Genomic DNA, 25,288 nt, shown 5'->3' with positions numbered 1-25,288 from the left:
CTCGGGAAACATTGGAACCCTCGATCAAGTGATTGTGGCAATCGTCCCGGCCAACCTCTCGGCTGGCCGGAAGAGGGTCGACCTACAGAGCCGCGTTGATTTTCCTGGCAGCATCAGCGCTGACCCAAGCCTGCCAAATCTCAGGGTGTTCCTTGAAGAAGATCCTCGCCAGCTTGGGAGAATCGATATGCTCCTTGGTCATCCGGGCCAGGTTCTGGTTCAGCAGGTCGATCGGCAGATTGACCTTCTCCAGTACCGCGACCAACTCTGGCGCCTGGTCATGGAAAGCCTTGGACAGCCCGACCTGGATGCTGATCTTTTTGTCGACACCCGGCTTCTCCTCCAGCTTGACCAGATCGACCTGCCCCATCAACGGCGTTGGCGACCAATAGTAGAAGAGGATCGGCTCGCCGCGCTTGTAACTCGACAGCACGGCGGCATCCAGCGCCGGGCCAGTACCCGGGCGGAAATTCGTGTAGCTCGCTTCCAGACCGTAGCTTTTCAGCATTTCACTGTTTTCCAGCTCGCAGGTCCAGCCGGCCGGGCAGTTGTAGAAGCGGCCTTTGCTCGGTTCTTCCGGGTCCTTGAACAGGACGGCATATTTACCCAGGTCGGAGATGTTCTTCAGCTCGGGCGCCTTGGACTTGAGATTGCGCTTGGCGTCGCCTTCGACCACATAACGCGGCACGTACCAGCCTTCGGTGGCGCCAACGATCGGTGCGCCGACACCAACTACCCTGCCGGTCGCTGCCGCCTTGTTCCAGACTTCGCTGCGACCGACCCACTCTTCTGACAACACTTGGATATCGTTGCTGCCCAAGGCGCTCTCCATGGTGATGGAGTTACCCGGCAAGGTGTCGATTGCACAGCCGTAACCGTCCTTGAGCACGATCTGCAACACCTCGGTGAGCAACATGCCGCTCTCCCAATTGAGCCCGGCGAATTTCACCGGTTTACCCGACTCGCACCAACTGGCGGCCTGGCTTGCAGCACTAGCGGCCAACAGGCCGAGGGAAATCAGTGTGGCGGTAAGGTTTTTTTTGATTTTCACAATCGCACGCTCCAACACAGAGAACAGGGTTATGGCAGTGCAAGTGTTCGCCACCGCAGTGGCGAACATCGGCTTTCAACGTGACGCTCAAACTCCTTGATGTATCGTCGGGAACCAATCTTCGCGCAGTCTCTGACCGGTCTGCATCGCATGCCCTGGATACGGTGGAGAGGTCCGTCCTGGACGCTCGAAGTAACGGATATCGTCGCCCAGCCAACGCAGCGACAGCACCCGTCGACGCTGCGCCGAGGCATTGCCCCTGGCGCCATGCACGGTACGAAAATCGAACAGCACAGCATCGCCGGGCTGCATTTCCCACTCGAGGACCTGCAAGCCCTCTTCCTTATCTGGATCGGGCGCCTCGCGGTATCCGTCCGCATCCCGGTAAAAATCGCTTTGATCGGCCCAGTGGACGGGTTTTATGCCTTTTTCCCAGCGGTGCGAGCCGGCCAGCAGGCGCAGTGTCGACTCGCGTACCGGGTCCACGGGGATCCAGAAACTGACACTCTGCTGTCCTTCGACAAAGTAATAGGGGATGTCCTGATGCCAGGGCGTGGCCTTCTGCGCCCCCGGCTCCTTGACCAGCACATGGTCATGGAAGAACTGCGCCGAACGCGAACGCATGACGGCCGCGGCAATGGCGGCGGCGGGCGACTGTTCCACCGTTGCGCGAAACTCAGGGATCCGCTGCCAGTTGCAATAGTCATCAAAAAAACCACCCGGCTTGTCGTCCTTCTCCACGTAGCGGCTGGCGTAAACGCCGGGCTCGGTCAGGTTGCGTTCGATACCGGTGGCAATCGTCTCGATCCAATCAGTGAAAATACCGCGCAGGCAAACCGCGCCATCGCGCTGGAACGCTTCGATATCTTTTTCGTCAAGGGTGAATGCGCTGTGTGCCATGACCTGAAACTCCTTGAAGGAGGAAATAAATGTGGGCGCTGGACAAATATTTCACGGCACACAACAATGATAAAATAATAAGTATTGATGTATCACCAAAGAAAAACTTATGAAGTTCACCCTGCGACAACTCCGCTACGCACTCGCCGCGGCCAAGCACGGCAATCTCACGCTGGCGGCCGAAGAGTTGCACGTTTCCCAGCCCTCGATTTCCACGGCTATTACCGAACTCGAGGTGCTATTCGGCCAGCCGCTGTTTGTTCGCCAGCGTGGGCTCGGCGTGTCCCTCACCCCCTTCGGCCGCACGGTAATGGCCCAGGCAAAACGCGTCCTGGCCGAAGCACGGAACTTTGCCGATATCGGCAGCAATAGCAGCGACTTTGCCGGGGAACTGGTGCTGGGCTGTTACGCGGACCTGGCTCCATATTGCCTGCCGCAGATCCTCAGGCACCTCCAGCGCGACTACCCCCAGGTCACGGTTGATATGCGCGAAGGCAGCTTCGAATATCTGGGCAAGCGCCTTGCCGAAGGCGCCCTGGAGCTGGCGCTGACGTACGATCTCGGCTTGCCGGCCAACATGGAGTGCGTGCAGCTGTGCCAGTTGACCGCCCATGCCCTGTTGCCGGCCGACCACCCGCTGGCAAACCAGTCCAGTGTCAGTCTGGCGGCACTGAGCGAATGCAACCTGGTGGTGACGGATCAGATCCATAGCTGGCAGCACGTACTGGATCTGTTCAGCTTCCATGGGCTCGCCCCGACGAGCGTACAACGGACCCACAGCTTCGAATTCCAACGCAGCCTGGTAGCCAACGGGTTCGGTGTGGCACTGACCTATACCCGCCCCTACGGCGACCGTAGCTACGACGGCCAGCCTCTGGTCTGTCGCCCCATACAGGAAGAGCTGCCGGCCCAGCGCATCGTCCTGGCCTATGATCAGCGCTACCCGCTGACACCCCCTGCCGAGGTATTCAAAACGCAAGCGCTGGCCTGGTTCGCGGAGCGACTACCGTTTGCCTCAAATTGACCATCGCGCTGGGTGCATCCGCATCCAGCGCTGCCCGTCCGGATCAAACCCGGACGAGCCATAGGTTCAATGCCGCGTCTTGCGCTCCAGCAAGCGCACCCCCAGCGATAGCGGGTAACACAGCGCAAAATAAATCGCGCCGACGAGAATGTAGATCTCCAGCGGCATGAAGTACACGCTACTCAAGTCCTGGGCCCGCAGCATCAAATCCGGCGCCGCGATCAGCGATGCCACCGAGGTGTCTTTCAACAACGAAATCGCCACGTTGCCGATGGGTGCCAGCACGATACGAATGGCCTGGGGCAACACGACCCAGCGCAACACCTTGAGATGAGGCATGCCAATCGCCTTCGCCGCTTCCACCTGTCCCTTGGGCACCGCCTCCAGGCCGGAACGGTAAATCTCCGACAGATAAGCCGCGGCATTCAGCCCCAAGCCGATCATGGCCGCCTGGAAGGAGCTGAATTGGACGCCGACTTCGGTCAGGCTGAAGTAGACGATGAACAGTTGCACCAGCGCCGGGGTGCCACGAAACACCTCGATGTAGATCAGCGCCGCACGGCGCAATGGCCGATTGCTCGAGAGCCTCGCCAGCGCCACCAGCAAACCGACGATCAAACCGATGACCAGCGCGCCGAACGCCAACTGGAGCGTGGCCCAGGCCGCAGCCAACAACTCGACATGGGTTGCTTCCCACAACTCGCCATAACCCATATCAATTCTCCTTCACGACTTTGAGTCGCCGTTCGGTCCGCGCCGCCCAGTGGGAAAGCACCAGGCTCAACACCAGGTAGATAATCGCCAGCAGAAAGTAGATCTGATTGGTCTGGTAGGTTTCACTGACCAGCATCCGCGCCTTGAATGTCAGCTCCGGCACCGCCGCCGCCGATGCCAGGGACGTGTCCTTGAGCAGGCCGATGGCGAAGTTGGCCATCCCCGGAATGGCCACTTTGAACGCCTGGGGCAAGACGATGATGCGCATCGCCAGGGCACGGGTCATGCCAATGGAAAACGCCGCTTCGCTTTGCCCGCGGTCGATGGTGCGGATGCTTGAACGGAACACTTCCGACAGGATCGCCGCACCGTTGAGGCCGAAGCCGATGATCGCCGCACCGATCGCCGGCAGCGTGATGCCGATATACGTCAAGCCGAAGTAGAGGATGAACAGCTGGGTCAGGATCGGTATGTTGCGAAACACCTCCAGGTACAGGCTCGCCAGCAAACTCAAGACACGGCTGCGCGAGAGCCGCATCAACGCCAGGCAAAAGCCCAGCAACATCGCCACGACGAACGCCGCGGCGGTCAAGCCGACAGTGGTCAACGCGCCGATGCCCAGCACCTTCAAAAAGTACGGCAGCATCTCGATGGCTTTGTGCAGTGCAGTCGAATCGAACATCGATCAGTGCTCCTGCACGGCACGGATAAAGGAGCGGGTGCGTTCGACCTGGCTCTCGCGAAAGATCTGCCGGGGCGGCCCCTGCTCGACAATATTGCCGTCGGCCATGAAGATCACCTGATCGGAGACACTTTCGGCGAAGTGCATCTCGTGGGTGACGATAATCATCGTCATACCCTCCTCCGCCAGTTGGCGCATGACATTCAGCACTTCACCCACCAATTCCGGGTCCAGCGCCGAGGTCGCCTCGTCGAACAGCATCAACTTGGGGCGCATCGCCAGCGCCCGGGCGATGGCGATGCGCTGCTGCTGCCCGCCCGAGAGCTGTTCCGGGTAGACATCACGCTTGGCGAACATACCCACCTTGTTCAGCAGGTCTTCGGCCAGCTCCACCGCTTCCGCGCGACTTCGCTGTTGTACCTTGAGCGGGCCGAGGATGATGTTTTCCAGGACCGAGAGGTGCGGAAACAAGTTGAAGCGCTGGAACACCATGCCGATCTCGGTGCGCATCCGCGCCAGCTCCTTATCGCTCATGGGCACTTTCCGTGTGCCCACCAGGCGCTGGCCGATCAGTTCGTTATCGATGTAAATGTCACCTTTGGTCGGCTCTTCGAGGTAGTTGACGCAGCGCAGCAAGGTGGTCTTGCCCGACCCGCTGGGCCCGATGAGCGAGATCTTCTGACCCTGCTGTACATCGAGGTCGATACCTTTGAGAACGTCCAGGCTACCGAAGGACTTGTAGAGTCCCTCGATCCGCACCAGTGGGGTTGATTCAGCCATGTGCAATGTCCGTGAGTGGGTGAGGCCAAGCGTGATCGCGACGTCGCTTCAGGCGAAGGACTGGCTGAAATCCCGCGGCGGATGCTCGAACGGGCCGATGAGGTTGCCCTTCTCGTCGCGGTCCACGCCGATACGCGGATCCTTGGCCGGAGGCGCGAGATAGTCGGGGTTCTTGATCCCGTACTTGGCGAGGATCGGCTTGATCTGATCGGTACTCTTGAGCCAGCGCAGGCCCTGGTTCACACCATCGAACAAGTCCTGGTTCTGCGGATGAACACCCCAGATAGCCTCGAACTTGGCGGTCAGGCTGGGGAATTTCTCATCGTAGGACATGGGGATTTGCTTGAGCTTGAGACTAGGGTCCTGAAGGATCATGTAGTCGATGGTCGGAGCATCCAGCACGGCAAAATCCAGGCGTCCGGCTCGCACGTCACGCAGGCAGGAGTCAGTGTTGTCGTAGAGCTTGACCTCTTTCACGCCATCGATTTTCTTCATGTCCGGGATGGTGAAATAGCCGGTAATGGCGCCGATGGTGCGACCTTTGACATCGTTCACGGTGATGGACGTCTCGAACGGCTCGTTGTCACGCATGATCACGTAGGCTCCGGTGTAGAACACCGGGTCGGTCAACAGCAGGATCTTCGAGCGCATCGGGTTCCAGGCGAAGTTGCCGCCGAACCAGTCGGCACGTCCCGACCTGACGGCTTCGACCACCGCCGGGAAGCCCATGGTCAGTACGTCGAGCTTGAGTTCAAGATGATCGGCAATGATCTTCAGCAATTCCAGGTCGGTGCCGACCGGAACGCCTTCGCGCAACGCGCCCAAGGGCATATCGCCGAGGCAGGCCGCTGTCAGATAGCCGGGGCGCACGGTCTTGATCGGTTTCCCGGCGGCGAAGGCGAAGGACATCGGGGTCATCGCACTGCCCACCAATGCCGCCAGTGAACCGTAGCCAGCGGCTTTGAGCAGCCCGCGCCGAGAGAGCCCCAGGGTGTCGAATTTGAAGTCGGACATAGATCACCTATTGATTAATGATTATTCTGGACCATTACAAGCCGTACAACTCAAACGCCGTCCATGGTGGTCGCATCACCCAAAACACCCGCAATCACGCTCACCACAGCATAGGGCAACCACGGCAACCGCCACCTTTCGCAGCTCGGTCGCGCCGCTGCCGTGGCTCCCGCATACTCTGTGCCGCCCAGCAACGAGCTGAACGGCCAGTGGTTGCAGGGAAGAGCCCGGCTGGAACATGTCGATCGCCATGTGCCTACCTCGCTGCGTTGGGAGTGACAGCCTTTTCCTCTCATTGTGATGCATGACAAGCATTACAACTCACACACTAATCATCGTTTTTTCGCTTGTCAACAGGACTTGTATCGGATAAAAAGCACTACAAATTTGCTTATTGTCTTGCTACAAGCATGACAAGCAGGGATAAAGCACCATGAGTCAATTCGAACAACTGCTGGATGAACTCAAGGCCAGCGCGGCCTTGCAGCGTGACAAAGCGGAAACCCTTTACGCCCAATTGGCCGACTCACTGGCCGAAGCGATCCGCCACGGCAAGCTCAAACCCGGCGAGCGCCTGCCGCCGCATCGCGAGTTCGCCAGCGCACTGGGGTTGAACATCACCACGGTGACCAAGGCCATGGCCGTGCTGCAGCAGAAAGGCCTGGTCGAAAGCCGGCCGGGGCGCGGGACGCAAGTCGCCCTGCCACGGCATCCGGCCGCGCAGTTCCAGTCGGCACCGAGCAACGACCCGGGCAGCGTGGACCTAAGCGTCAACCGGCCGGCCACCGATGGTTTCAATCGGGTACTGGCGCAGCTACTGCCGCGTCTCTCCAGCGACCCACGCTTCAGCGACATGAAGGACTATCACCCGTCCGAAGGCCCGCTCTGGGCCCGGGAAGCGGCAGCGCAGTGGTTGCGCCACACCGGCGTGCACGCCGAAGCCGGGCAGATGCTGATCGTCGAGGGCGCCCAACATGGCATCGCCAATACCCTGCGCAGCCTGACCAACAGCGGTGACACCGTGCTGGCCGACAGCGTGACCTATCAAGGCATCAACGCCTTGTGCCGCTCGCTGGGGCTGATTCTGGTCGGGGTCGATGCCGACGCGCGCGGCATGTCACCCGAAGCCTTGCGCCTGGCTTGCGCCGAGCATCAGCCACGGCTGCTGTTTCTGGTGCCGTCGATCCATAACCCGACCGCCATTACCCTGGATGCCGAGCGCCGCGACGCACTGGCCGCGGTGATTCGCGAAACCAACCTGCTGGTGATCGAGGACGATGTCTATCGACCCCTGCTGGATCAATCGCCGCCTTCCTTCGCCTCACTGATGCCTGAGCGGACGATTTATATTTCAGCCCTCTCCAAATGCATCGCCCCCGGGCTGCGCATGGGTTTTGTCATGGCACCCCAGCCGTTGGTGCAAGACATTGCCGCCATGCAACGCATCGATTGCTGGAGCACCTCGCCACTGACAGCGCTGATCGCGACCCAATTGATCGAGGAGGGTCACGCCGAACACCTGGTCTCGGAACAACGCGAAGAATTGCGCATCCGCCAGGCACTGTTGGCCACTCATCTTGAAGGCCTGGAATTCCAGCACAGCGCTACCGGCACCCATGCCTGGCTGGTGCTGCCGGAACCCTGGACCGGCTCGCGTTTCGCCCGCCTGTGCCAGGACCGCGGTGTCGTGCTACTGGCCGGTGGAGCCTTCACCCTGCGGCCGGAACTGTCGCCGCAAGCCGTGCGCATCAATATCTCCGCGGCCCTGTCGCGCGAGCATCTGGTCAAAGCCCTGGGGGTTATCAGCCAACTGGCGCGCCAGGGTCATCTCTACATGCACAACCGGATCTGAGGACATGACACAGCCCATCCATTGCGAAATTGCCGTTATCGGTGCCGGTGTCGTCGGGGTTGCGACCGCGCTCTGGCTACGCCGCCAGGGTTACCAGGTGTTGTTGCTCGAGCGCGACGCGATTGCCTCCGGGGCCTCTTACGGCAATGCCGGCACCCTGGCGCCCTACGGGGTGATGCCCATTGCCCAGCCATTGTTGCTGAAGGCGATCCCGTCGCTGCTGTTTTCGCCGGACTCACCCTTCGTTATCAACTGGGCACGCCTGCCCCGGTTGATGCCCTGGCTGTTGCGGTTTCTCAATGAATGTCGAGCCTCGCGCTGTGAAGCCAACACCCTGGCCCTGACCAAAATACTGCGGCATACCTATAGCGGTTATGCGCCGTTGCTGGCCGACTGCCCGCAGGCCAATCAGCACTTGCATCACAACGGTTGTCTCTATGCCTACCGCACCGAGCAAGGTTTTGCCGGCGCCCAGGCAGCCATCGAGTTGCGCCGCGCCCTGAGCATCCCGCAACAGCTACTGAACGCCAGCGATGTCGAACAACTGGAGCCGGCCCTGGCGGGCAAAGCGGTGGCCGGCATCCTGTTTCCCGAGTCGTCCCATATGGATGACCCGCGAGCCTTCATTGAAGCGCTGGCGGCACCGCTGGTAGCTGAAGGGGCGTTGCATCAGGCAACCATCACTGGCCTGCACAGGCACAGCGACGGCCTGCACCTGCTCAGCGCCGAAGGCCAGTCCTATCGCGCCGACCGGGTGGTGCTGTGTGGCGGCGCCTGGTCTGCGGCGCTGGCGCGCCAGGTCGGCGATCACATTCCGCTGGATACCGAGCGCGGTTATCACATCGAATTTGACTTGCAAGACACGCTGCTCAACCGGCCCTGCTGCCCGGTGGAAAGCGCGTTCTACATGACCCCCATGGCCGGACGCTTGAGGGTGGCGGGCACGGTGGAGCTCGGTTCGATCAACGATCCGGCCAATCCCAAGCGCTTTGATTATCTGGAGCGGCACGTGCGCCGGGTCATGGGACTGACAGAGCCTGTCGCTCGAAAATGGCTTGGATTCCGGCCATCCCTACCCGACTCGTTACCGGTCATCGGGCCCTCGCCGAACGAACCCCGATTGATCTACGCCTTCGGCCACCAACACCTGGGCCTGACCCTCGCCGGCGCAACGGGCGAGTTGGTCGCGGACTGCATTGCCGGCAAAGCGCCCCAATGGCTAGAACGTTTTTCGGTGCGACGTTTCTGAGCGCCGCCATTTCGCAGGAGAGCAATTGATGTCAACAATCGAACGCAAACACACCAACCCACGCATGAGCCAGATCGTCATTCACGGCAACACCCTGTACCTGGCCGGACAAGTTGGCGATCCACAGCACACTGTCGCCGACCAGACCCGCGACGCGCTTGCACGAGTGGAGGCCTTGCTAAAGGAGGCGGGATCAACGCGCGAAAAAATGCTGCAAGCCACCATCTGGCTCGCTGACATGGCCGACTTCGAAGCCATGAATGCCGTCTGGGATACCTGGGTTCCGGCCGGCCACGCCCCCACTCGCGCCTGTGGCGAGGCGAAACTGGCGGATCCGCGGCTGTTGGTGGAAATTATTGTCTGCGCAGCCAGAGGCTGATCGACGATCAAAAGTTCGCCGGTGTGTTGGCGCTGATGATCTCGGCTTCATCCTGGCCGATGTTGCGAAAGCTATGGGGCAGCGTCGTCGGGAAGTAATAGCCGTCCCCCGCGGTCAGCACGCTGACCTGTCCGTCCACCGTCAGTTCGATGGTGCCGCGGGTGACCAAGCCGCACTCCTCTCCCTCGGTATGCACGATCGGTTCTGCGCCAGAGCCGGCCCCGGGAGCGTACTGTTCGCGCAACATGCGCATTTGCCGACCGGCCACCGGAGCGCCGACCAGCAGCAGCCTGAGCCCATCACGGCCCAAATCAGGCTGTTCGTTGGCGCGGAAGATATAGCGCTGCTCCTCCACCGGCTGGTCGAAAGAGAAAAAGTCCGCCAAGGTCATGGGAAACCCTTCGAGGAGTTTTTTCAACGAACTGACAGAGGGGCTGACGCGATTTAATTCGATCAACGAAATCGTGCCATTGGCCAGGCCGCTGCGCCTGGCCAGCTCCCGCTGGGATATCTTGTAACTTTCTCGCACTAGCTTGAGTCGTGAACCCGTATCCATGACAGCCCTATTTAGAACCTGAGGATGGCGAGGGATGGCCTGCAGTTACCGTACGAAAATGCTTCCGCGCCCCCCAATGTGTCGCCGATTAGATCATATTTGACGGCGCGGAACCTAGCCAACCGAGCCCTGCCCGATCGACCGGCGGACAAGCTGCAAGCAACGGCGCTCGCCTGGCCGCCGGGCTCGACAACCGAAACAAAAAACGCAGACACAAAACCGCCATCCGATGGTGTGGCGGTTCTGTGCGGTGGGACAGGAAAACAGCCAGGGGCCGGGTGCTTATGTCTATTGGCCAGCTTTGGAGACAATCAGTTTATCGACAAGCCGTAAATCATTATCGAACGTATACAGGTGCGGGACGCCGGTCGCCAACTCGTAGTCGATGATCTGCTGTGGCGTCATTTGCTCGATGTGCATGATGATGGAACGCAGGGAATTGCCGTGGGCGGCAATCAGCACGCTCTCACCGTTCTGAAGATGCGGGACAATTCGCGCCTGATAGTAAGGCAGGGTCCTGGCCGCGGTCATTTGCAGGCTCTCGCCATTGGGCGGTGGAGCATCGTAACTGCGGCGCCACAGATGCACCTGTTCGGCGCCGTAATGTTGGCTCGCCCAGTCTTTTTGCAGGCCTTGCAGATCGCCGTAGTAACGCTCGTTGAGCTTTTCCGAGACGTGGATTTTCAGTTCATTCGCATCGCCGTCGGTCGGCACGAAGTGTTCATACCATTCACTGCTCTGTTCATGCACCCGCACATATTGCGCGCAATGGCGGTTCCGCCTGAGGATCTCATAGAGGCTGTCCTGCGCCCGCAACAGGGTGGAGGTAAAGGCCACATCAAAATGTTCGTTGCTCAGCAACGCCCCCGCCTGTTGCGCTTCAATCACGCCCTGTTGGCTAAGCGAAACATCCACCCATCCGGTAAACCGATCCTGCAGGTTCCAGATCGACTGGCCATGCCTGACCAGGAACAACCGGCTCACGATGCTTGCCGCCGCGGTTTGCCCTGCTGACTCATGATGCATCTCCCAAAATCGGTTCTACGCTTTGCGATTGAGCGAGAGGTGTTTTTCCACCGCCAGAATATGCTGGGTCGTAGCCAGTACTGCATCCGGATTGAGACTTATCGAGTCGATACCAATCTCCACCAGATACTCAGCCATCTCAGGATAATCGGACGGCGCCTGTCCACAGATGCCGGAGTGGCGACCGTTGCGTCTGGCCCCCTCCACCGCCAGGCGAATCATCTGTTTCACACCCGGATCGCGTTCATCGAAATCGAAGGCGACGATTTCCGAGTCGCGGTCCACGCCGAGCGTCAACTGGGTCAGGTCGTTGGAGCCGATGGAGAACCCGTCGAACAGTTTGGCGAAGGCATCGACCTGGATGACATTGTTGGGAATCTCGCACATGACGTAGATCTCCAGGCCGTTTTCTCCGCGCTTGAGGCCATGGCTGGCCATTGCCGCCAAGACCTTTTCGCCCTCCTCGACTGTGCGACAAAAAGGGATCATCAACTTGACGTTAACCAAGCCTATCCCATCGCGCACCCATTTCATCGCCGCGCACTCCAGCGCAAAACCTTCGGCATAGGCCGGATGGGTATAACGGGAAGCGCCGCGAAAACCGATCATCGGATTGCCTTCTTCCGGCTCGAAATACTTCCCCCCCAGCAACGTCGCGTATTCATTGCTCTTGAAGTCGCTCATGCGCACGACACAGGGCTTTGGATACACCGCCGCGGCAATGGTGGCGACGCCTTCGGCCAAGGTCTTCAGAAAAAAATCCGTGGGATCTTTGTAGGCAAGACTCAAGGCGGCGATCTTTTCGCGGGTTGCGTCATCCAACTTTTCCGGGTGCGCGAGCGCCATCGGATGGACCTTGATATATTCATTGATAATGAATTCCATACGCGCCAGGCCAATGCCATCCACCGGTAGCGAGGCAAGACTGAAGGCCTGATCGGGATTACCCAGGTTCATCATGATCTTGGTCTTGGGATGTGCCAGCTGACTGAGATCGATCTGCTGAATGTCAAAACCCAGGATACCTTCGTAGACACTCCCGGTTTCGCCTTCGGCGCAGCTGATGGTAATCGGCGTGCCGGTTTTGATCTCCGCCGCCGCGTTCACGGCCCCCACAATGGCAGGAATGCCCAGCTCACGCGAGACGATGGCGGCGTGGCAAGTACGACCACCACGACTCGTCACGATAGCCGCCGCGGTCTTCATGACCGGTTCCCAATCCGGTGTCGTGCTATCGGAGATCAGCACCTCGCCCGGTTGGAAATCACTCAAGTGCCTGGCATCGTTGATCACCCGTGCCTTGCCGGCGCCAATTTTGCTACCGACTGCCTTGCCCCTGAGCAGGACTGGCGATCTTTGCTTGAGATGATAGATTTCAAGCAGGCTACCTTTCTTTTGCGACTCGACTGTCTCCGGCCGTGCCTGAACCATATATAACCGACCGTCGATCCCGTCCTTGGCCCATTCCATATCCATGGGCGTGTAAAAACCGGATTTGCTCGAGTAGTGCTTTTCCACCTTGATGGCATAGTCGGCCAGCACCATGACATCCGCATCGGAGATGCAAAAGCGGCTGCGTTCTTTGCTGGGCGTGTCAATATTCCTGGTGTATTCCACCGCGATATTGCCGCTATTGAGCGTGTCGGTAAAAATCATCGTCTTTTCTTTGCTCCCCAGGCTGCGCTTCAAGACCGCGCGATACCCCTCGAGAAAGCTGGGTTTGTGCACATAGAAACTATCGGGGACGACCGTGCCCTGCACGACATTCTCGCCAAGCCCCAGCGCGGCATTGATGAACACCACATCCCTGAAGCCTGTTTCGGTGTCCAGTGAGAACATCACACCACTGGCGCCTACATCGCTACGCACCATTTTCATGACCACGACGGCGAGATAGACCTTGTAGTAATCAAAGCCATTGTCGTATTTGTAGTGAATGGAGCGATCGGTAAAGTTGGAAGCCAGGCAACGTTTGTACGCATCGAGCAGGGCATCGTCACCGGTGATGTTGAGATAGGTATCGTTCTGCCCGGCAAATGAAGCCTGTGGCGAATCTTCGGCGGTTGCCGAGGAGCGCACCGCCAATGAAATATTTTCGCCGTACTCCTGCTTGAGTTGAGCATAGCTTTGCAATATCGCCGTCTTCAAATCCTCCGGCACTGCACAGCCGTACACAATCGCCCTGGCCTTTTCCCCCCGCGCCTGCAAGTCCTTGATGTTGTCCGGGTCAAGTCCGTCAAGTGCCGCATGCAGGGGCTGCCAGGCCTTATTGTGTTCAAGCACATAACGATAGGCCTCAGAAGTAATGGCAAACCCGTTGGGGATACGCACCCCCTCGGCGGCCAGGTTCCGGTACATCTCTCCCAGCGATGCATTCTTGCCACCGACCAGCGCTACATCGTTGATACCCAGCTCTTTGAACCAACGGATATGGATGTGTGAATGCGGCACGATGTCTCTCCCTTTGGTGGGGAACGGTTTGTCGGCAGCTTGCGTAGTCATGGATTACGGAGGGGAAAAGCGCCTGACCGCGTTTTCCGGATACGCGCTGCATCGGCGCCAAATTACGAGAGCGGCACCTGCACGGCCGCCCTCAACAATTCCAGATAAAGCTGGTTGTAGGGTTCTACCGCTTGATGCCAGTTGAACGGTGCGCCCATGGCCCGGCAACGCATGGCATTGAGCAATTGGGGATTGGCGAACACCCTGATCGCCCGCGTCAGCGCCGCGGCATAGCTTTGCAGCGTCGCGTCTTCGAACAGAAAGCCGGTTACGCCATCTTCAATGGTGTCAGCCAATCCACCGGTGTTACGGGCCACCGGCAAGGAACCGAAGCGCTGGGCATACATCTGGCTCAAGCCGCAAGGCTCATAACGCGATGGCATCAACAAGAAGTCGCTGCCGGCAAACAGGCGTCGTGCATCCGTTTCGTTGAACCCGATATGCACACCGATCCGCCCCGGAAAACGCAGGGCCAGTGCGCGAATGGCCTCCTCTTCCTGCGGTTCGCCACGCCCCATGATCGCAATTTGTCCACCCTGGCTGACGATATGCTCGGCAACACCGATGGTCAGGTCCAGGCCTTTCTGGAATACCAGCCGCGATACCACGGCGAATAGCGGGCCGGCGCAAGGTTCAAGCCCGAACAAGCCGCGGACGTGCTCAGCGTTGATTGCCTTGCGCTGCCATTCGTTCGGGGAAAACCGGCAAATCAGGTGTTGATCGGTCTGCGCATCCCAACTGGCGTCGATGCCATTCGCAATCCCGCTGAGCAGCCCTTGCCTGGCCTTGCTTTGCAGGAGACCCTCCAGGCCACAACCGAAGGCCGGGGTGGTGATTTCCTTGGCGTAGGTCGCACTCACGGTGGTGATGTGGCTGGCATAAGCCATGCCCGCCTTGATAAATGAGAGCTTGCCGTAAAACTCCATGCCGTCGGCACCCAGCGCATGCTCAGGAATACCCAGTTCGCGGCTGCAGCCGCTGTTGACCGTACCTTGATACGCCAGGTTGTGGATGGTGAAGATGCTCGGTGTGGACTGGCCACGCCAGCGCATATACGCCGGAGCCATTGCGGCGGGCCAATCGTGGGCATGCACCAGTTCCGGACACCATCGGGTCTTTACCGCGCCACTGGCGAAGTCGGCCGCCGCAAGGCCGAGACGGGCGAAGCGGATATGGTTATCAGGCCAGTCACGACCGTTGTTATCGACATAAGGCGTGCCTTCACGGTCGTACAGTTCAGGACAGATCAGCACATAAACAACCAGGCCGTCCTTCATGTCCATCCGCCCGATCTTGCAAGCTGGCAGGGCCGCATAGCCTCCCAGCTCGCCGACGATATGAATCGGGTTATCGCTGGCGAGCACTTGCGGGTACCCGGGAATCAGCACGCGGACATCGTGCTGATGGCGCATGGCTCGCGGCAGTGCGGCGGATATATCGCCCAAACCTCCGGTTTTCACCAGATCAGCCAACTCTGAGGTTACGAACAGAATTTTTCTTCTGTTCGTCAGGGTAGTACCTGGCTGCGAAGTCAGCAGTTGCAGCAGTGGAACACTCGTCGAAGCGCAGACCGGCAAAGAACTCAGCTCGCTGGCCGACAAGTTAAAAACCTCTCCCTTCCGGGAGGTGACTGCAACGCCCATGATTTTTACCTTCCGCCATCAAGTCGGTAGAGCGTTGAGTATCCTGAGCCCTTGCCAATGGCCCATGATCTTGATCAACAAATGGCTATCTATTGATCCGACTACGTTGCGACACAATGCATGCGGGAGACACAACATCGAGCTCGGCCTCAACAGGGTACTGTTGATTTGGCTCGCTGCAACGATCTCAACGTTGCCATGCGACAAGTGTATTTTCCGCCGGCAGAAAGGCCTCTGGGTGCCAGGCACGCACCCGCGGGGTGTAATCCTCCAGGGACCGCGTGACATCCACCGAGAGGGAAAAGATATAACCGTGGACGGTACCGGGAATCGGACCAGTGGCATTCATCACCAGGCACTGCGCCGGGAACTCGTCGTGCAAGGCGGCACAAAGCTCCACCCTTACCCATTCCGGCGCGATCTCCCCCAGATAGATGGGCACGCTGATACGCAACTGATCACCGTCAAGACTCGCATCGAGCGTTCCAAAATGTATTTTGTCCCATCCCGCGCTCAGCGCCTTCTGCCACGCCTGAAGGCCGCGGGCAAGCCCGGCCTGGTCCTCGCGGCGGCGGCGGAACGCTCGAATCGCCGGTTGGTAAAGACCGTCGAGGTATTCGAGCAGCATGCGGTTACTACTGAATTGCGGCCCCAGTTGCGACATGCTGGCACGCATGCGTTGCACCCAGGCTCGGGGAATACCCTGCGTGTCGCGAGTGTAGAAGCTCGGGATGACTGCTTCCTCGAGCAGGCGGTACAAACACTCGGCATCGACGACATCGTCGCTCGGCGCGTCGCTACCGATTGCCCAGCCGCAATCGGGCTGGTAGGCCTCAGCCCACCAGCCGTCTCGTTCGGACAGGTTCAATCCGCCATTGACCAACACCTTCATGCCGCTGGTGCCGCAGGCTTCCCAGGGGCGTCTGGGGGTATTGATCCAGACATCGACGCCCTGGACCAGGTGTTGGGCCAATTCGAGGTCGTAATCCTCGAGGAACACCACGTGCCTGCGTAGACCGGGACGATGAACGAATTCCATCCAGGCCTGGATCAGTTGTTTGCCTTGCTCGTCATCGGGATGGGCCTTGCCGGCGATAAGCAGTTGCACCGGACGCTGCTCATCGATAAGCAGACGCTTCAGGCGTTCCGGGTCATGCAGCAGCAGATTCGGGCGCTTATAGTCGGTGAAGCGCCGGGCGAAACCGAGCGTGAGGCAATTCGGATCAAGCACCTGCGCGGCCTCTTCAATCTGCTGCGCGGACTCGCCACGCTGCCCAAGATGCCAGGCCAAACGCCGACGCGCGTACTTCACCAGATCGCGGCGTTGCTCGCCGGCCATCGTCCACAGGGCCTTGTCGTCACTGTTGGCGAGCGTTCCCGGGAGAAACTCCACGCTGCCGAGCCAACGCTCCTTGCCACAACTGGAGGTCCAAAGGTGATCGGACCACACGGAGTCCCAGGAAGGCACATGGACACCGTTGGTCACATGCCCTACAGGTATTTCTTGAATCGGCCAGCGCGGATAGAGATCGCTGAACAGTCGACGACTGACCTCACCATGCAGACGACTCACCGCATTGCACTGAGCACAGCCACGCAAGGCCAGAAAGGCCATGTTGAACGGCTCGTCGTCATCCAGCGGGTCACGCCGGCCCAGGGCCAGCAGTTCGCGCAATGAAATACCGCAGTCTTCGAGGTAGCTGCGCGTGTACTTGTCGATCAGCGCTGCGGGAAAGACATCAAAACCCGCGGCCACCGGCGTATGCGTGGTGAAGACATTACCGGCCCGCGTGGCCCACCAGGCTTCCCAGAACGAGGTTCCCATCTTGCGCATGAAACAGCGGGCCCGCTCCAGCACCAGCAGTGCGGCATGCCCCTCGTTCAGGTGACACACGTCCACCTCGATCCCCAGGGCCTCGAGTACCGTCCAGCCGCCGATGCCGAGCAGCACTTCCTGGAGCAAACGCATTTCCGAACCGCCACCGTACAATTTGGAGGTGATCCCACGGTCACCGGCGCCGTTGAGCAGATCGTTACTGTCCAGCAGATACAGGCGCGTACGCCCGACGATGGCCTGCCACACACGCAAATACAAAGTGCGCCCGGGAAGTTCCAGGGTAACTTTCAGCCAGGCGCCGTCATTTCCGATGGCCGGCTGGATCGGCAGGCTGGTCGGGTCGTTGTAGGGATAGGCCTCATGCTGCCGACCGGTCGAGTCGATGCTTTGCCGAAAATAGCCTTCCTGGTAGAGCAGCCCCACTCCGACTATCGGGGCCCCCAGATCGCTGGCCGTCTTGAGGTAATCCCCGGCCAGGACACCGAGTCCGCCGGCGTAGAGTGGAAAAGCCTCGCTCAGACCGAACTCCATGCTGAAATAGGCAATCTGCGCCGGGTCGCCGGACACCGGCTGCTGTGCATACCAGCCCGGCTCGCCGAGATAACGCCGATGTTCTTCCATGGCCAGGGTGAGTTTCTGCGAGAACGAGGCATCCCGGCAGAGCTCCTCGAACCGCTGCGGCGAGGCGTTCTGCAGGATCATCCATGGATTGTGGGTACGCTCCCATAGCTGTGGGTCGATGGCTTGCCAGAGGCCATCGAGTGCATGATTCCAGGTCCAGCGCAGGTTCAGCGCAAGCTCGGTCAATATGAAGAGTTGCTCCGGCAACTCGCGCGGCAAGAACGCGTACACGTCGACACCTCAATGCCATGATCATCAGATCAGCGTTGTTTTTTACGTAGACCGCCGTTTGCAGGCGCACGGTTTGACCCACATAACATGGAAATGCACTTCAAGTTCCCTCAGCAGGGCCAGTGCCCCCCGATCCTGGCGGCCTGATCGCGAGAACGCTGCCCGGCACCGAATAGAGTGCCCGCTCGGTATTGCTACCGATCATCTGATCGCCCCCCACGCGATGTACCGTTCCCATCACCACCACATCAGCCAGGTACTCTTTGACGAACCCGCTGATCACCGGTACCGGCAGGCCCATGACAAAATGCCGCCGTTCGGGAGGGATATCGTAGCGATCAGCCAGGGTGACAAAAGCCAGGTGCAGGGACTCGCGCAGCTCCTCGATAAAGTCTTCCCTCCATCCCCCCTGGATCAGCGGGGTATCGCCATTGAAAGCTGGCGACAAGTCATAGGCGTAAAGCAGATGAAGCGGGACATCGCATTGCAGAGCCAGCGTGTTGGCGGCTTGAATGATCGCGTCATTCAGCCCAGTGATTTGTGTCGACGGATCGTGGGGGTCGACCGCAGCCACGACCCGATGTGGCAGGCCATAACGGGCCTGATTGACCAGATGCACGGGAATCGGACATTCGCGCAGCAAGTGACAATCGAGTGCTGTGATAAACACGCGCTTGAGCACCCACTCCATGGTGACATCCTTGATCAACAGATCAGGCTTGAGCTCTTCGATCGCCTGCAAGATGTCCAGTAGCGGATGGGTGGTGCAGATCACCTGCACGGTCACATCCAACCCCTGGCCACTGAGCCGCTCAACCTCATCAGCCTCCCAGCGGCGATAACGGCGCAGATAGCGTTGATGATCGGTTTCGTCGCCGTTCTCTTGCCAAAGATGAATGATCGGCAGCGGCTCGACAATCGCCCGGATATCCAACGCCGCCCCGCTTGCCTTGGCCAGCGCGAAGGCACGATGCATTGCTGGCGACTGATGCAAGGTTCCGTCGACAATCAGCAATAAACGTTGATATTGGCCCATCACACACCTCGGTTCGACGCCGGAGCTCAAGTACCGGCACACCCCCAAGACTGCGCTCGCCCCCCCCTCCCCCTGTTTGATTTAGCTCAAACGCGCGCTAATGAAGGCCTGCCGTCATGAGAGTTCGACCCGGATCAAACACCAGCGGCACTGGCAATATAGAAAGTCACGGTTGCAGTCACGAACACGCCACATCACCCACTACGGTCGATCATGTGTCGGACGGTGATTGCGGAGTATCGGGATTGAGTTGCTGGCGTCTGAATTGCCCGGGGGGCTGGCCATGTATCTGGCGAAAGCGTCGGGAGAAATAGGCCTCGTCAGCGAAACCGCACAACCTCGCCACCTCCCCCACCGGTCGTGTCCCATTGAGCAAGTAATTGCGTGCCGCGTGCATCCGGCGCTCGAGCACCAGCTCAGTGAAGGTCTTGCCGATTTCCTTGCGCAACCAGTGCGTCAGATACGTCGGTGACAGGTAAGTCGCGGCAGCGACCTTGATCAGGTTGAGATCGGGGTCGGCGATATTCTTGCGCAAGTACTCGGACGTCCTGCTCAATGCATCACGGCGGCTGACTTCGGCGGCATTCTCTTCGGCCAGCCGTTTGAGCGGCTCGGCATACAAGGCACAAACGCTCCCGACCAGTTGCAGCAACAAGCCCTTGAGCATCTCGCGAGTACCAAACTGACGGTTCTCATCCAGGACTCGCATCTGCTCGATCAAGGCACAGACTTTGAGAAAGTCCTCATCGCCCAGGATGAAGTCCAAATGTTCCTGGAAACGGAACGGCGACAACTCGGGTGCCAGGAGAATCGAGACCTCCTCCAGATCCATCGGGTCGCACTGCAAATGCGGCAGCAGGAAGGTCTGGGAAAAATTGATCACCATGAAGTTGCTGTCCAGCGGATGCGGTATCACGTGCACGCGATGCGGCAGGATGAAGGCTAGCGTATTACGCGGAAATGGACGTTCGACATTGCCGATGTGCTGCACGGTATCGCCACCGAGGTTGACCTGGATCTGGAAATACTCATGACGATGCGGGCTGGTTTCGGCACGCCGTCCCTTTTTGTCGCGGATGTAAAAGTCCGTCAATTCGCTGCGTTGCTGCATGAGGTAAGTGGGCACTCGACTCGATAACGACATCGTCTGAGGATCCTCGACAGGTACATGGGCAGGTTGTTGTCACCCCGCGGAGCAGGCGGCGACGTCGGTGATTGTGAAGGCGGAGACTGCCGGGCTCAACCTGTTATCCGATGACATAAGAATACAGAGAACTATTTTTATCCATCTGTGATGTGTTGCCCGTCCAAAAAAAGTACGCGCGAACAAACAATATTAATCATTTAAAAACAGTAACTTACCAAAAAAACAAAGCAAAAAAATGGAAATTGTCTGATTCGAACTTTCTTGGACACCTGCATTAACCGCTGTTTTCAGGAGAAAAAACGATCTAACGCCTCCGTTGATTTTGAAAGGTTGTACGACCACATTGGCGAGCAATGCAGCCCGACCCTTCCAAAAACAATCAAAAGGTGCGCACGTGATGATCCTGCTTTTTCCCCTCGCTTCCCCTCCCCCGACCGAGCCTGTCCGAAGGCGTCTCTGAGCACCTTACAGCGGTTGTCCGCGCCTCTCATTCAAGTAGCGATTGCTCTACCCCGGGACTGGGGCATGGGCTTTGGCTGCGCGCGAACATCTCGATTTTTCTAACAATAAAAAGGTCTACTCATGTCGAACTCGCAAACCTCCCCGTCCACCGCGCCGTCGGTGAACGCCGGCGCCCGCGACGCCCTGTTGCCTCAGCGACTGCCGACACGTCGGCGCTGGTTCATGCTGTCATTGCTGCTGATTGCGACCATCATCAACTACATCGACCGCGTCAACATCTCGATTGCAGCCCCCTTCATGGCCAAGGACCTGGGCCTGGACAAGATCGAGATGGGCCTGATTTTTTCCGCGTTTGCCTGGACCTATGCCCTCGCCCTGGTCCCCGCCGGGTTCATTGCCGATCGTTTCGGTTCCCGCGTCACCTACGGGGTGTCACTGATCAGTTGGTCGACGGTCACGGTGTTCCAGGGTTTTGCCACGGGATTCGCTTCGCTGTTCGCGTTGCGTCTGGCCGTTGGCGCGATGGAAGCTCCAGCGTTTCCGGCCAACAGCCGAGCGGTCACGGTGTGGTTCCCGGCCCGCGAACGGGGGATCGCCAGCAGTATTTACGTGTGCGGCCAATATCTGGGCACGGCACTCTTTACTGGCGCTCTGCTATGGCTGGCCACCACCTATGACTGGCGTCATGTTTTCTACAGCACCGGGATAGTCAGCATTGCGTTCGGCGCGATCTGGCTCTACTTGTACCGCGATCCGCTGAGTTGCAAGAACGTCAGCCAGGAAGAGCTGAAGTACATCGAAGCCGGCGGTGGACTGGTCAAGAGTAGCCAGGAGCGTACCCGGTTCAACTGGCGGCAGATCGCCGAGCTGTTCGGCTATCGGCAGATCTGGGCGATTTGCATCGGCAAGTTCGCCAGCACCTCGGCGCTGTACTTCTTCCTGACCTGGTTCCCGACGTACCTGATCGAGGAACGCAAGCTGACCATGATCAAGGCCGGGATCTTCGCGGTGCTGCCGTTCGTGGGCGCAACGGTCGGTATCTTGCTCGCCGGCATCATCTCCGACTTGCTGATACGCCGTGGTTACTCAATGTCCTTTGCCCGCAAGTTGCCGTTGGTGGTCGGATCGATGCTGGGGATGTCGATTGTGCTGGTGAATTTCACCGATTCGAACCTGATCTGCATTGCCGTGCTGACCGTGGCCTTCTTCGCCCAGGGAATCGCTTCCTCGTCGTGGGCCGCCGTATCGGAAGTCGCGCCCAAGGAGCTGATTGGCCTGACCGGAGGGATTACCAGCCTGGCCGCCAACATCGGCGGGATCGTCACGCCGATTGTAATTGGCGGCATCGTCCACGCGACGGGCTCATTTGCCTATGCCTTCTGGTTCATTGGCGGCGTAGCGCTGATCGGCACCTTGTCCTATTCGTTGCTGCTCGGCCGCTTGTACCGCATCGAGCTCAAGGCGCGCTGAGCGCAGAAAAGCGTTTTTCTCCAACACGAGGCAGCTTTCGTCCAACTTCACAAAAGGCTGCCGCAGTACGCTGACGCTTCTAACAGGACTACTACAAAAATGACTATGACCGAGTATGTGTTTACCCCAGACCTACCCGTGACCTTGCCGGTTGCTGGCAGCCAGCAGCGCTTTCCCGTTGGCCGGGTATTTTGCGTCGGCCGCAACTACCCTTGGCCAGACACCCAAGGCCAATCCCGCCAACCGCCAGTGTTCTTCATGAAACCGGCGAGCAACGTGGTGGATGCAGTGGGTGAAGTGACTTTTCCAGCGTTGACCGAAGAGTTTGCCCACGAAATCGAATTGGTCGTGGCCATTGGTGAGGGCGGCGCCAATATTCCGCAGAGCCAGGCGCTGGCCTATGTCTGGGGCTATGCCGCCGGTCTGGATCTGACCCGTCGCGATGTCCAGCGCTCGGCCAAAAGCAATGGTTTGCCATGGGAAGGAGCCAAGGTCTTCGACGGTGCCGCGCCAATGACCGCCATCGTGCCGGTGACTCGTGCGGGCCACCCGGACGGCGATTTGTGGCTGAGCGTCAACGGCGAGGAGCGCCAGCGCGACAGCCTCGACAACCAGATCTGGTCGGTCAGTGAAATCATCAGCCGCATCTCGCAATCGGTAGCACTCCGGGCCGGTGACCTGATCATGACCGGCAGCCCGGCAGGCGTCGACGTGCTGCAGCCGGGCGACATCATCAACGCCGGGATCGACGGCATCGGCCAACTGGAAATGCGCGTCGGTCAGCGACCTTGAACCCAGCACACGCCCCCGTGAATTGAAAAAGGAGATAACAACATGTCCAGTCCTTTGAAAGTGGCCCTGGTCACAGGCGCCGGTAGCGGAATCGGCCGCGCCGTGGCCCTGGCTCTGATGGCCGACGGATTTACCCTGGTATTGGCCGGACGCCGGCCGGAGCCTCTGCAGGCATTGGTCGAATTGGCCCTCAGTGAGGGGCACGAAGCGTTGGCCGTGCCCACTGATGTGCGCGACCCGGCCAGTGTCGATGCGCTGTTTGAAACCATCGCCGAGGTGTACGGACGCCTCGACGTAGCGTTCAACAACGCCGGAGTCAACGCCCCTGCCGTGCCGCTCGATGAACTGACGTTCGAGCAGTGGCGAAATGTGATCGACACCAACCTCAACGGCGTTTTTCTCTGCGCCCGTGGCGCCTTCGGCCTGATGCGCCGGCAACAGCCGCAAGGTGGGCGGATCATCAACAACGGCTCGATCTCGGCCCATACCCCACGCCCGTTCAGCAGCGCCTACACCGCCAGCAAACACGCGGTGTTGGGACTGACCAAATCCCTGGCCCTGGACGGGCGGGAATTCAACATCGCCTGCAGCCAGATCGACATCGGCAACGCCCTGACCGAGATGTCGGTGCGCATGACCAAAGGCGTGCGCCAGGCCAATGGCAGCATCGCCGTGGAGCCAATGGTGGACGTCAAGCATGTGGCCGATGCCGTGCGTTATATCGCCGGTCTGCCGTTGTCGGCCAACGTCCTGAACATGACCGTCATGGCCACCGCCATGCCGTTTGCCGGTCGCGGTTGAGCCGGCGTTTCCATTCCGCTACACGAGGTTTACATGAAGCCAGAAGTCTTGCAGCTCAGCCCGATCCTGATCCCTGAAATCAACGCGCGGCTCGACGACCTGTTTACCGTCAGACGTTACTTCCAGCAGGCCGACAAGCCGGCTTATTTGCAGAAGCACGGCGCGAACATCCGCGGGGTGATCACCGGAGGGCATACCGGCATCAGCCAGGCCCTCATGGCGCAACTGCCCAAACTGGAAGTGGTGGCGGTCAATGGCGTGGGCACCGATGCGGTGGATCTGGCTTACGCCAGGGACCGCGGGATCCGCGTGACCGCGACCATCGGCGCGCTGACCGAAGACGTCGCCGACCTGGCCATCGGCCTGTTGATTGCCGTGTGCCGGGGCTTATGCACCAGTGATCGTTACGTACGTTCGGGTCAATGGCCCCAGAGCCCGACGCCGTTGGCGCCGTTGCCGTTGGCGCGCCAGGTGTCGGGCATGCGCGTCGGTATTGTCGGCATGGGCCGGGTCGGCCGTGCGGTAGCGACCCGAGCCGCGGCGTTCGGTTGCCCGATCAGCTACACCGATTTGCAACCCATGAGCGACGTGAACCATACCTTCATCGCCGATCTGAAGCAGCTGGCCAGCAACAGCGACGCGCTGATTCTCGCCGCCGCCGCCGACAAGGCCGAGGCCATCATCAATGCCGAGGTGTTACAAGCGTTGGGCAAGGACGGGTATCTGATCAACGTGGCGCGGGGCAAGCTGGTCAACGAGGTCGATCTGGTCGCGGCATTGTCCGCGGGTGAGATCGCGGGGGCGGCGCTGGATGTGTTTGTCGATGAACCGAACGTTCCCGAGGCACTGTTCGGCAATGAGCAGGTGGTGCTGCAGCCACACCGTGCCAGCGCGACACGGCAGACCCGCACGCGAATGGGGGAAATGGTGGTGGCGAGCCTGGTGGACAGTTTCGCCGGGAAAATACCGCAGGGTTGTGTGACTGACTGAGTGTCCAGGGCTTTCCACGGCAATGACCCGGCCCGTGGAAAGCCCTTTGTCATCAGGCTGCCTTGTGTTTCTCGCCAGGGCAAAAAAAGAGCCCGAAGCCTCTAGATCTTAATTGTAACGGCTTCCGACCAGGTCAGTCGGGAGCGGCTACTCATCGAGGGCCGAGCGCAGCTGAGGCAGCGCTCGCAACAAGCCCGGATACATTAGCGCAAGCCAGTTTTACCGGATACAGCCAATGGGATTGCAGGAGACAGGCTGGCCATACATGTTGTTTGGACAGGTTCAATCATGGGTGCGTGCCGCACTCAAGCCGAATCTGCACCACCGTCATCAAACGTCTGCTTGTCGAGACTCAAGACCTTGTCCATCACGTCCTGAGCACTGCCCTTACCTTCAACGGTATTGGTCTTGTAGTTGAAGCCGAGTGCTATCCAACCCTGCAACTTCGCCTCATAACTATTAGGGTATTGTGCCTGCTCAATAGCGGGCAAATTCTTGTAGTGTTCAAGTGCTGCAGTAAAGAATTTCG

General features: G+C 59.4%; 21 protein-coding genes and 1 pseudogene. 8 read left to right on the top strand and 14 right to left on the bottom strand.

Annotation, left to right across the window (positions count from 1 at the left end):
• Positions 1-82 precede the first annotated feature (82 nt).
• Both M5B96_RS31525 and M5B96_RS31520 read right to left on the bottom strand, forming a co-directional pair.
• The gene (locus M5B96_RS31525; RefSeq protein ID WP_248800978.1) at positions 83-1,051 is read right to left on the bottom strand and encodes an ABC transporter substrate-binding protein; all 969 of its coding nucleotides are present in this window, start codon (positions 1,049-1,051) and stop codon (positions 83-85) included.
• An 87-nt stretch (positions 1,052-1,138) separates the two neighbouring features.
• Positions 1,139-1,951, bottom strand: coding sequence for a phytanoyl-CoA dioxygenase family protein (locus M5B96_RS31520; protein ID WP_248800977.1), 813 nt, complete (start codon positions 1,949-1,951; stop codon positions 1,139-1,141).
• 109 nt (positions 1,952-2,060) lie between these two features.
• On the opposite strand from M5B96_RS31520, the gene M5B96_RS31515 reads away from it, so the two are divergent.
• Positions 2,061-2,975 (top strand): LysR family transcriptional regulator, encoded by a 915-nt coding sequence (locus M5B96_RS31515; protein WP_248800976.1) that lies wholly within the window; start codon positions 2,061-2,063, stop codon positions 2,973-2,975.
• A 66-nt stretch (positions 2,976-3,041) separates the two neighbouring features.
• On the opposite strand, the gene M5B96_RS31510 is transcribed toward M5B96_RS31515, so the two are convergent.
• Genes M5B96_RS31510 through M5B96_RS31495 form a run of 4 tightly spaced genes read right to left on the bottom strand, consistent with a single transcriptional unit; the run spans position 3,042 to position 6,165 of the window.
• Entirely contained in the window at positions 3,042-3,689 is a 648-nt protein-coding gene (locus M5B96_RS31510) for an amino acid ABC transporter permease (RefSeq protein WP_248800974.1), read from the bottom strand.
• Between the two features lies 1 nt (position 3,690).
• A complete protein-coding gene (locus M5B96_RS31505; protein WP_248800971.1) occupies positions 3,691-4,371 on the bottom strand; it encodes an amino acid ABC transporter permease in 681 nt (226 codons plus the stop codon).
• Positions 4,372-4,374: 3 nt separating this feature from the next.
• Positions 4,375-5,151 carry an amino acid ABC transporter ATP-binding protein gene (locus tag M5B96_RS31500; RefSeq protein ID WP_248800969.1) on the bottom strand — a complete coding sequence of 259 codons (777 nt, stop codon included), beginning with the start codon at positions 5,149-5,151 and terminating at the stop codon, positions 4,375-4,377.
• A gap of 48 nt (positions 5,152-5,199) precedes the next feature.
• Positions 5,200-6,165: a transporter substrate-binding domain-containing protein gene (locus M5B96_RS31495; protein WP_248800968.1), complete on the bottom strand. Its 966-nt coding sequence runs from the start codon at positions 6,163-6,165 to the stop codon at positions 5,200-5,202.
• 433 nt (positions 6,166-6,598) lie between these two features.
• Between M5B96_RS31495 and M5B96_RS31490 the strand changes: the two genes are divergently transcribed.
• Genes M5B96_RS31490 through M5B96_RS31480 form a run of 3 tightly spaced genes read left to right on the top strand, consistent with a single transcriptional unit; the run spans position 6,599 to position 9,645 of the window.
• Positions 6,599-8,017 (top strand): PLP-dependent aminotransferase family protein, encoded by a 1,419-nt coding sequence (locus M5B96_RS31490; protein WP_248800966.1) that lies wholly within the window; start codon positions 6,599-6,601, stop codon positions 8,015-8,017.
• A gap of 4 nt (positions 8,018-8,021) precedes the next feature.
• Positions 8,022-9,266 (top strand): NAD(P)/FAD-dependent oxidoreductase, encoded by a 1,245-nt coding sequence (locus M5B96_RS31485; protein ID WP_248800964.1) that lies wholly within the window; start codon positions 8,022-8,024, stop codon positions 9,264-9,266.
• A 28-nt stretch (positions 9,267-9,294) separates the two neighbouring features.
• A complete protein-coding gene (locus M5B96_RS31480; protein WP_248800962.1) occupies positions 9,295-9,645 on the top strand; it encodes a RidA family protein in 351 nt (116 codons plus the stop codon).
• 7 nt (positions 9,646-9,652) lie between these two features.
• Here the strand turns inward: M5B96_RS31480 and M5B96_RS31475 are convergent, their stop codons facing one another.
• The 7 genes from M5B96_RS31475 to M5B96_RS31445 all read right to left on the bottom strand — a co-directional run bounded on the left by M5B96_RS31475 (position 9,653) and on the right by M5B96_RS31445 (position 20,241).
• Positions 9,653-10,201, bottom strand: a complete 549-nt coding sequence (locus M5B96_RS31475) for a cupin domain-containing protein (protein ID WP_248800961.1) — start codon at positions 10,199-10,201, stop codon at positions 9,653-9,655.
• A 288-nt stretch (positions 10,202-10,489) separates the two neighbouring features.
• Positions 10,490-11,185, bottom strand: coding sequence for a 2,3-bisphosphoglycerate-dependent phosphoglycerate mutase (locus M5B96_RS31470; RefSeq protein WP_248800960.1), 696 nt, complete (start codon positions 11,183-11,185; stop codon positions 10,490-10,492).
• A gap of 57 nt (positions 11,186-11,242) precedes the next feature.
• Entirely contained in the window at positions 11,243-13,678 is a 2,436-nt protein-coding gene (ppsA, locus tag M5B96_RS31465; RefSeq protein WP_248800959.1) for a phosphoenolpyruvate synthase, read from the bottom strand.
• Between the two features lie 113 nt (positions 13,679-13,791).
• Positions 13,792-15,372 (bottom strand): glycogen synthase GlgA, encoded by a 1,581-nt coding sequence (glgA, locus tag M5B96_RS31460; protein ID WP_263859749.1) that lies wholly within the window; start codon positions 15,370-15,372, stop codon positions 13,792-13,794.
• A gap of 187 nt (positions 15,373-15,559) precedes the next feature.
• On the bottom strand, positions 15,560-18,061 hold the full coding sequence (gene glgP, locus M5B96_RS31455; protein WP_248800958.1) for an alpha-glucan family phosphorylase: 2,502 nt from the start codon (positions 18,059-18,061) through the stop codon (positions 15,560-15,562).
• A 100-nt stretch (positions 18,062-18,161) separates the two neighbouring features.
• Complete coding sequence (locus tag M5B96_RS31450; RefSeq protein WP_248800957.1) at positions 18,162-19,097, bottom strand: universal stress protein; 936 nt, start codon at positions 19,095-19,097, stop codon at positions 18,162-18,164.
• A 211-nt stretch (positions 19,098-19,308) separates the two neighbouring features.
• Entirely contained in the window at positions 19,309-20,241 is a 933-nt protein-coding gene (locus M5B96_RS31445; RefSeq protein ID WP_248800956.1) for a helix-turn-helix transcriptional regulator, read from the bottom strand.
• Positions 20,242-20,826: 585 nt separating this feature from the next.
• On the opposite strand from M5B96_RS31445, the gene M5B96_RS31440 reads away from it, so the two are divergent.
• From M5B96_RS31440 to M5B96_RS31425, 4 genes are all read left to right on the top strand, one after another.
• Positions 20,827-22,176 (top strand): MFS transporter, encoded by a 1,350-nt coding sequence (locus M5B96_RS31440; protein WP_248800955.1) that lies wholly within the window; start codon positions 20,827-20,829, stop codon positions 22,174-22,176.
• Positions 22,177-22,275: 99 nt separating this feature from the next.
• A complete protein-coding gene (locus tag M5B96_RS31435; protein WP_248800954.1) occupies positions 22,276-22,968 on the top strand; it encodes a fumarylacetoacetate hydrolase family protein in 693 nt (230 codons plus the stop codon).
• A 42-nt stretch (positions 22,969-23,010) separates the two neighbouring features.
• Entirely contained in the window at positions 23,011-23,769 is a 759-nt protein-coding gene (locus M5B96_RS31430; protein ID WP_248800953.1) for an SDR family oxidoreductase, read from the top strand.
• Between the two features lie 33 nt (positions 23,770-23,802).
• Positions 23,803-24,759 carry a 2-hydroxyacid dehydrogenase gene (locus M5B96_RS31425; RefSeq protein WP_248800952.1) on the top strand — a complete coding sequence of 319 codons (957 nt, stop codon included), beginning with the start codon at positions 23,803-23,805 and terminating at the stop codon, positions 24,757-24,759.
• Between the two features lie 305 nt (positions 24,760-25,064).
• On the opposite strand, the pseudogene M5B96_RS31420 reads toward M5B96_RS31425, so the two are convergent.
• A pseudogene (locus M5B96_RS31420) lies at positions 25,065-25,288 on the bottom strand (hypothetical protein); the annotation flags it as partial.

Source organism: Pseudomonas sp. MWU13-2105, from assembly GCF_023242315.1.
Lineage (GTDB): Bacteria > Pseudomonadota > Gammaproteobacteria > Pseudomonadales > Pseudomonadaceae > Aquipseudomonas.
The sequence above is the reverse complement of the archived record's forward strand: the minus strand, read 5'-3'. Positions and strand labels throughout refer to the sequence as shown.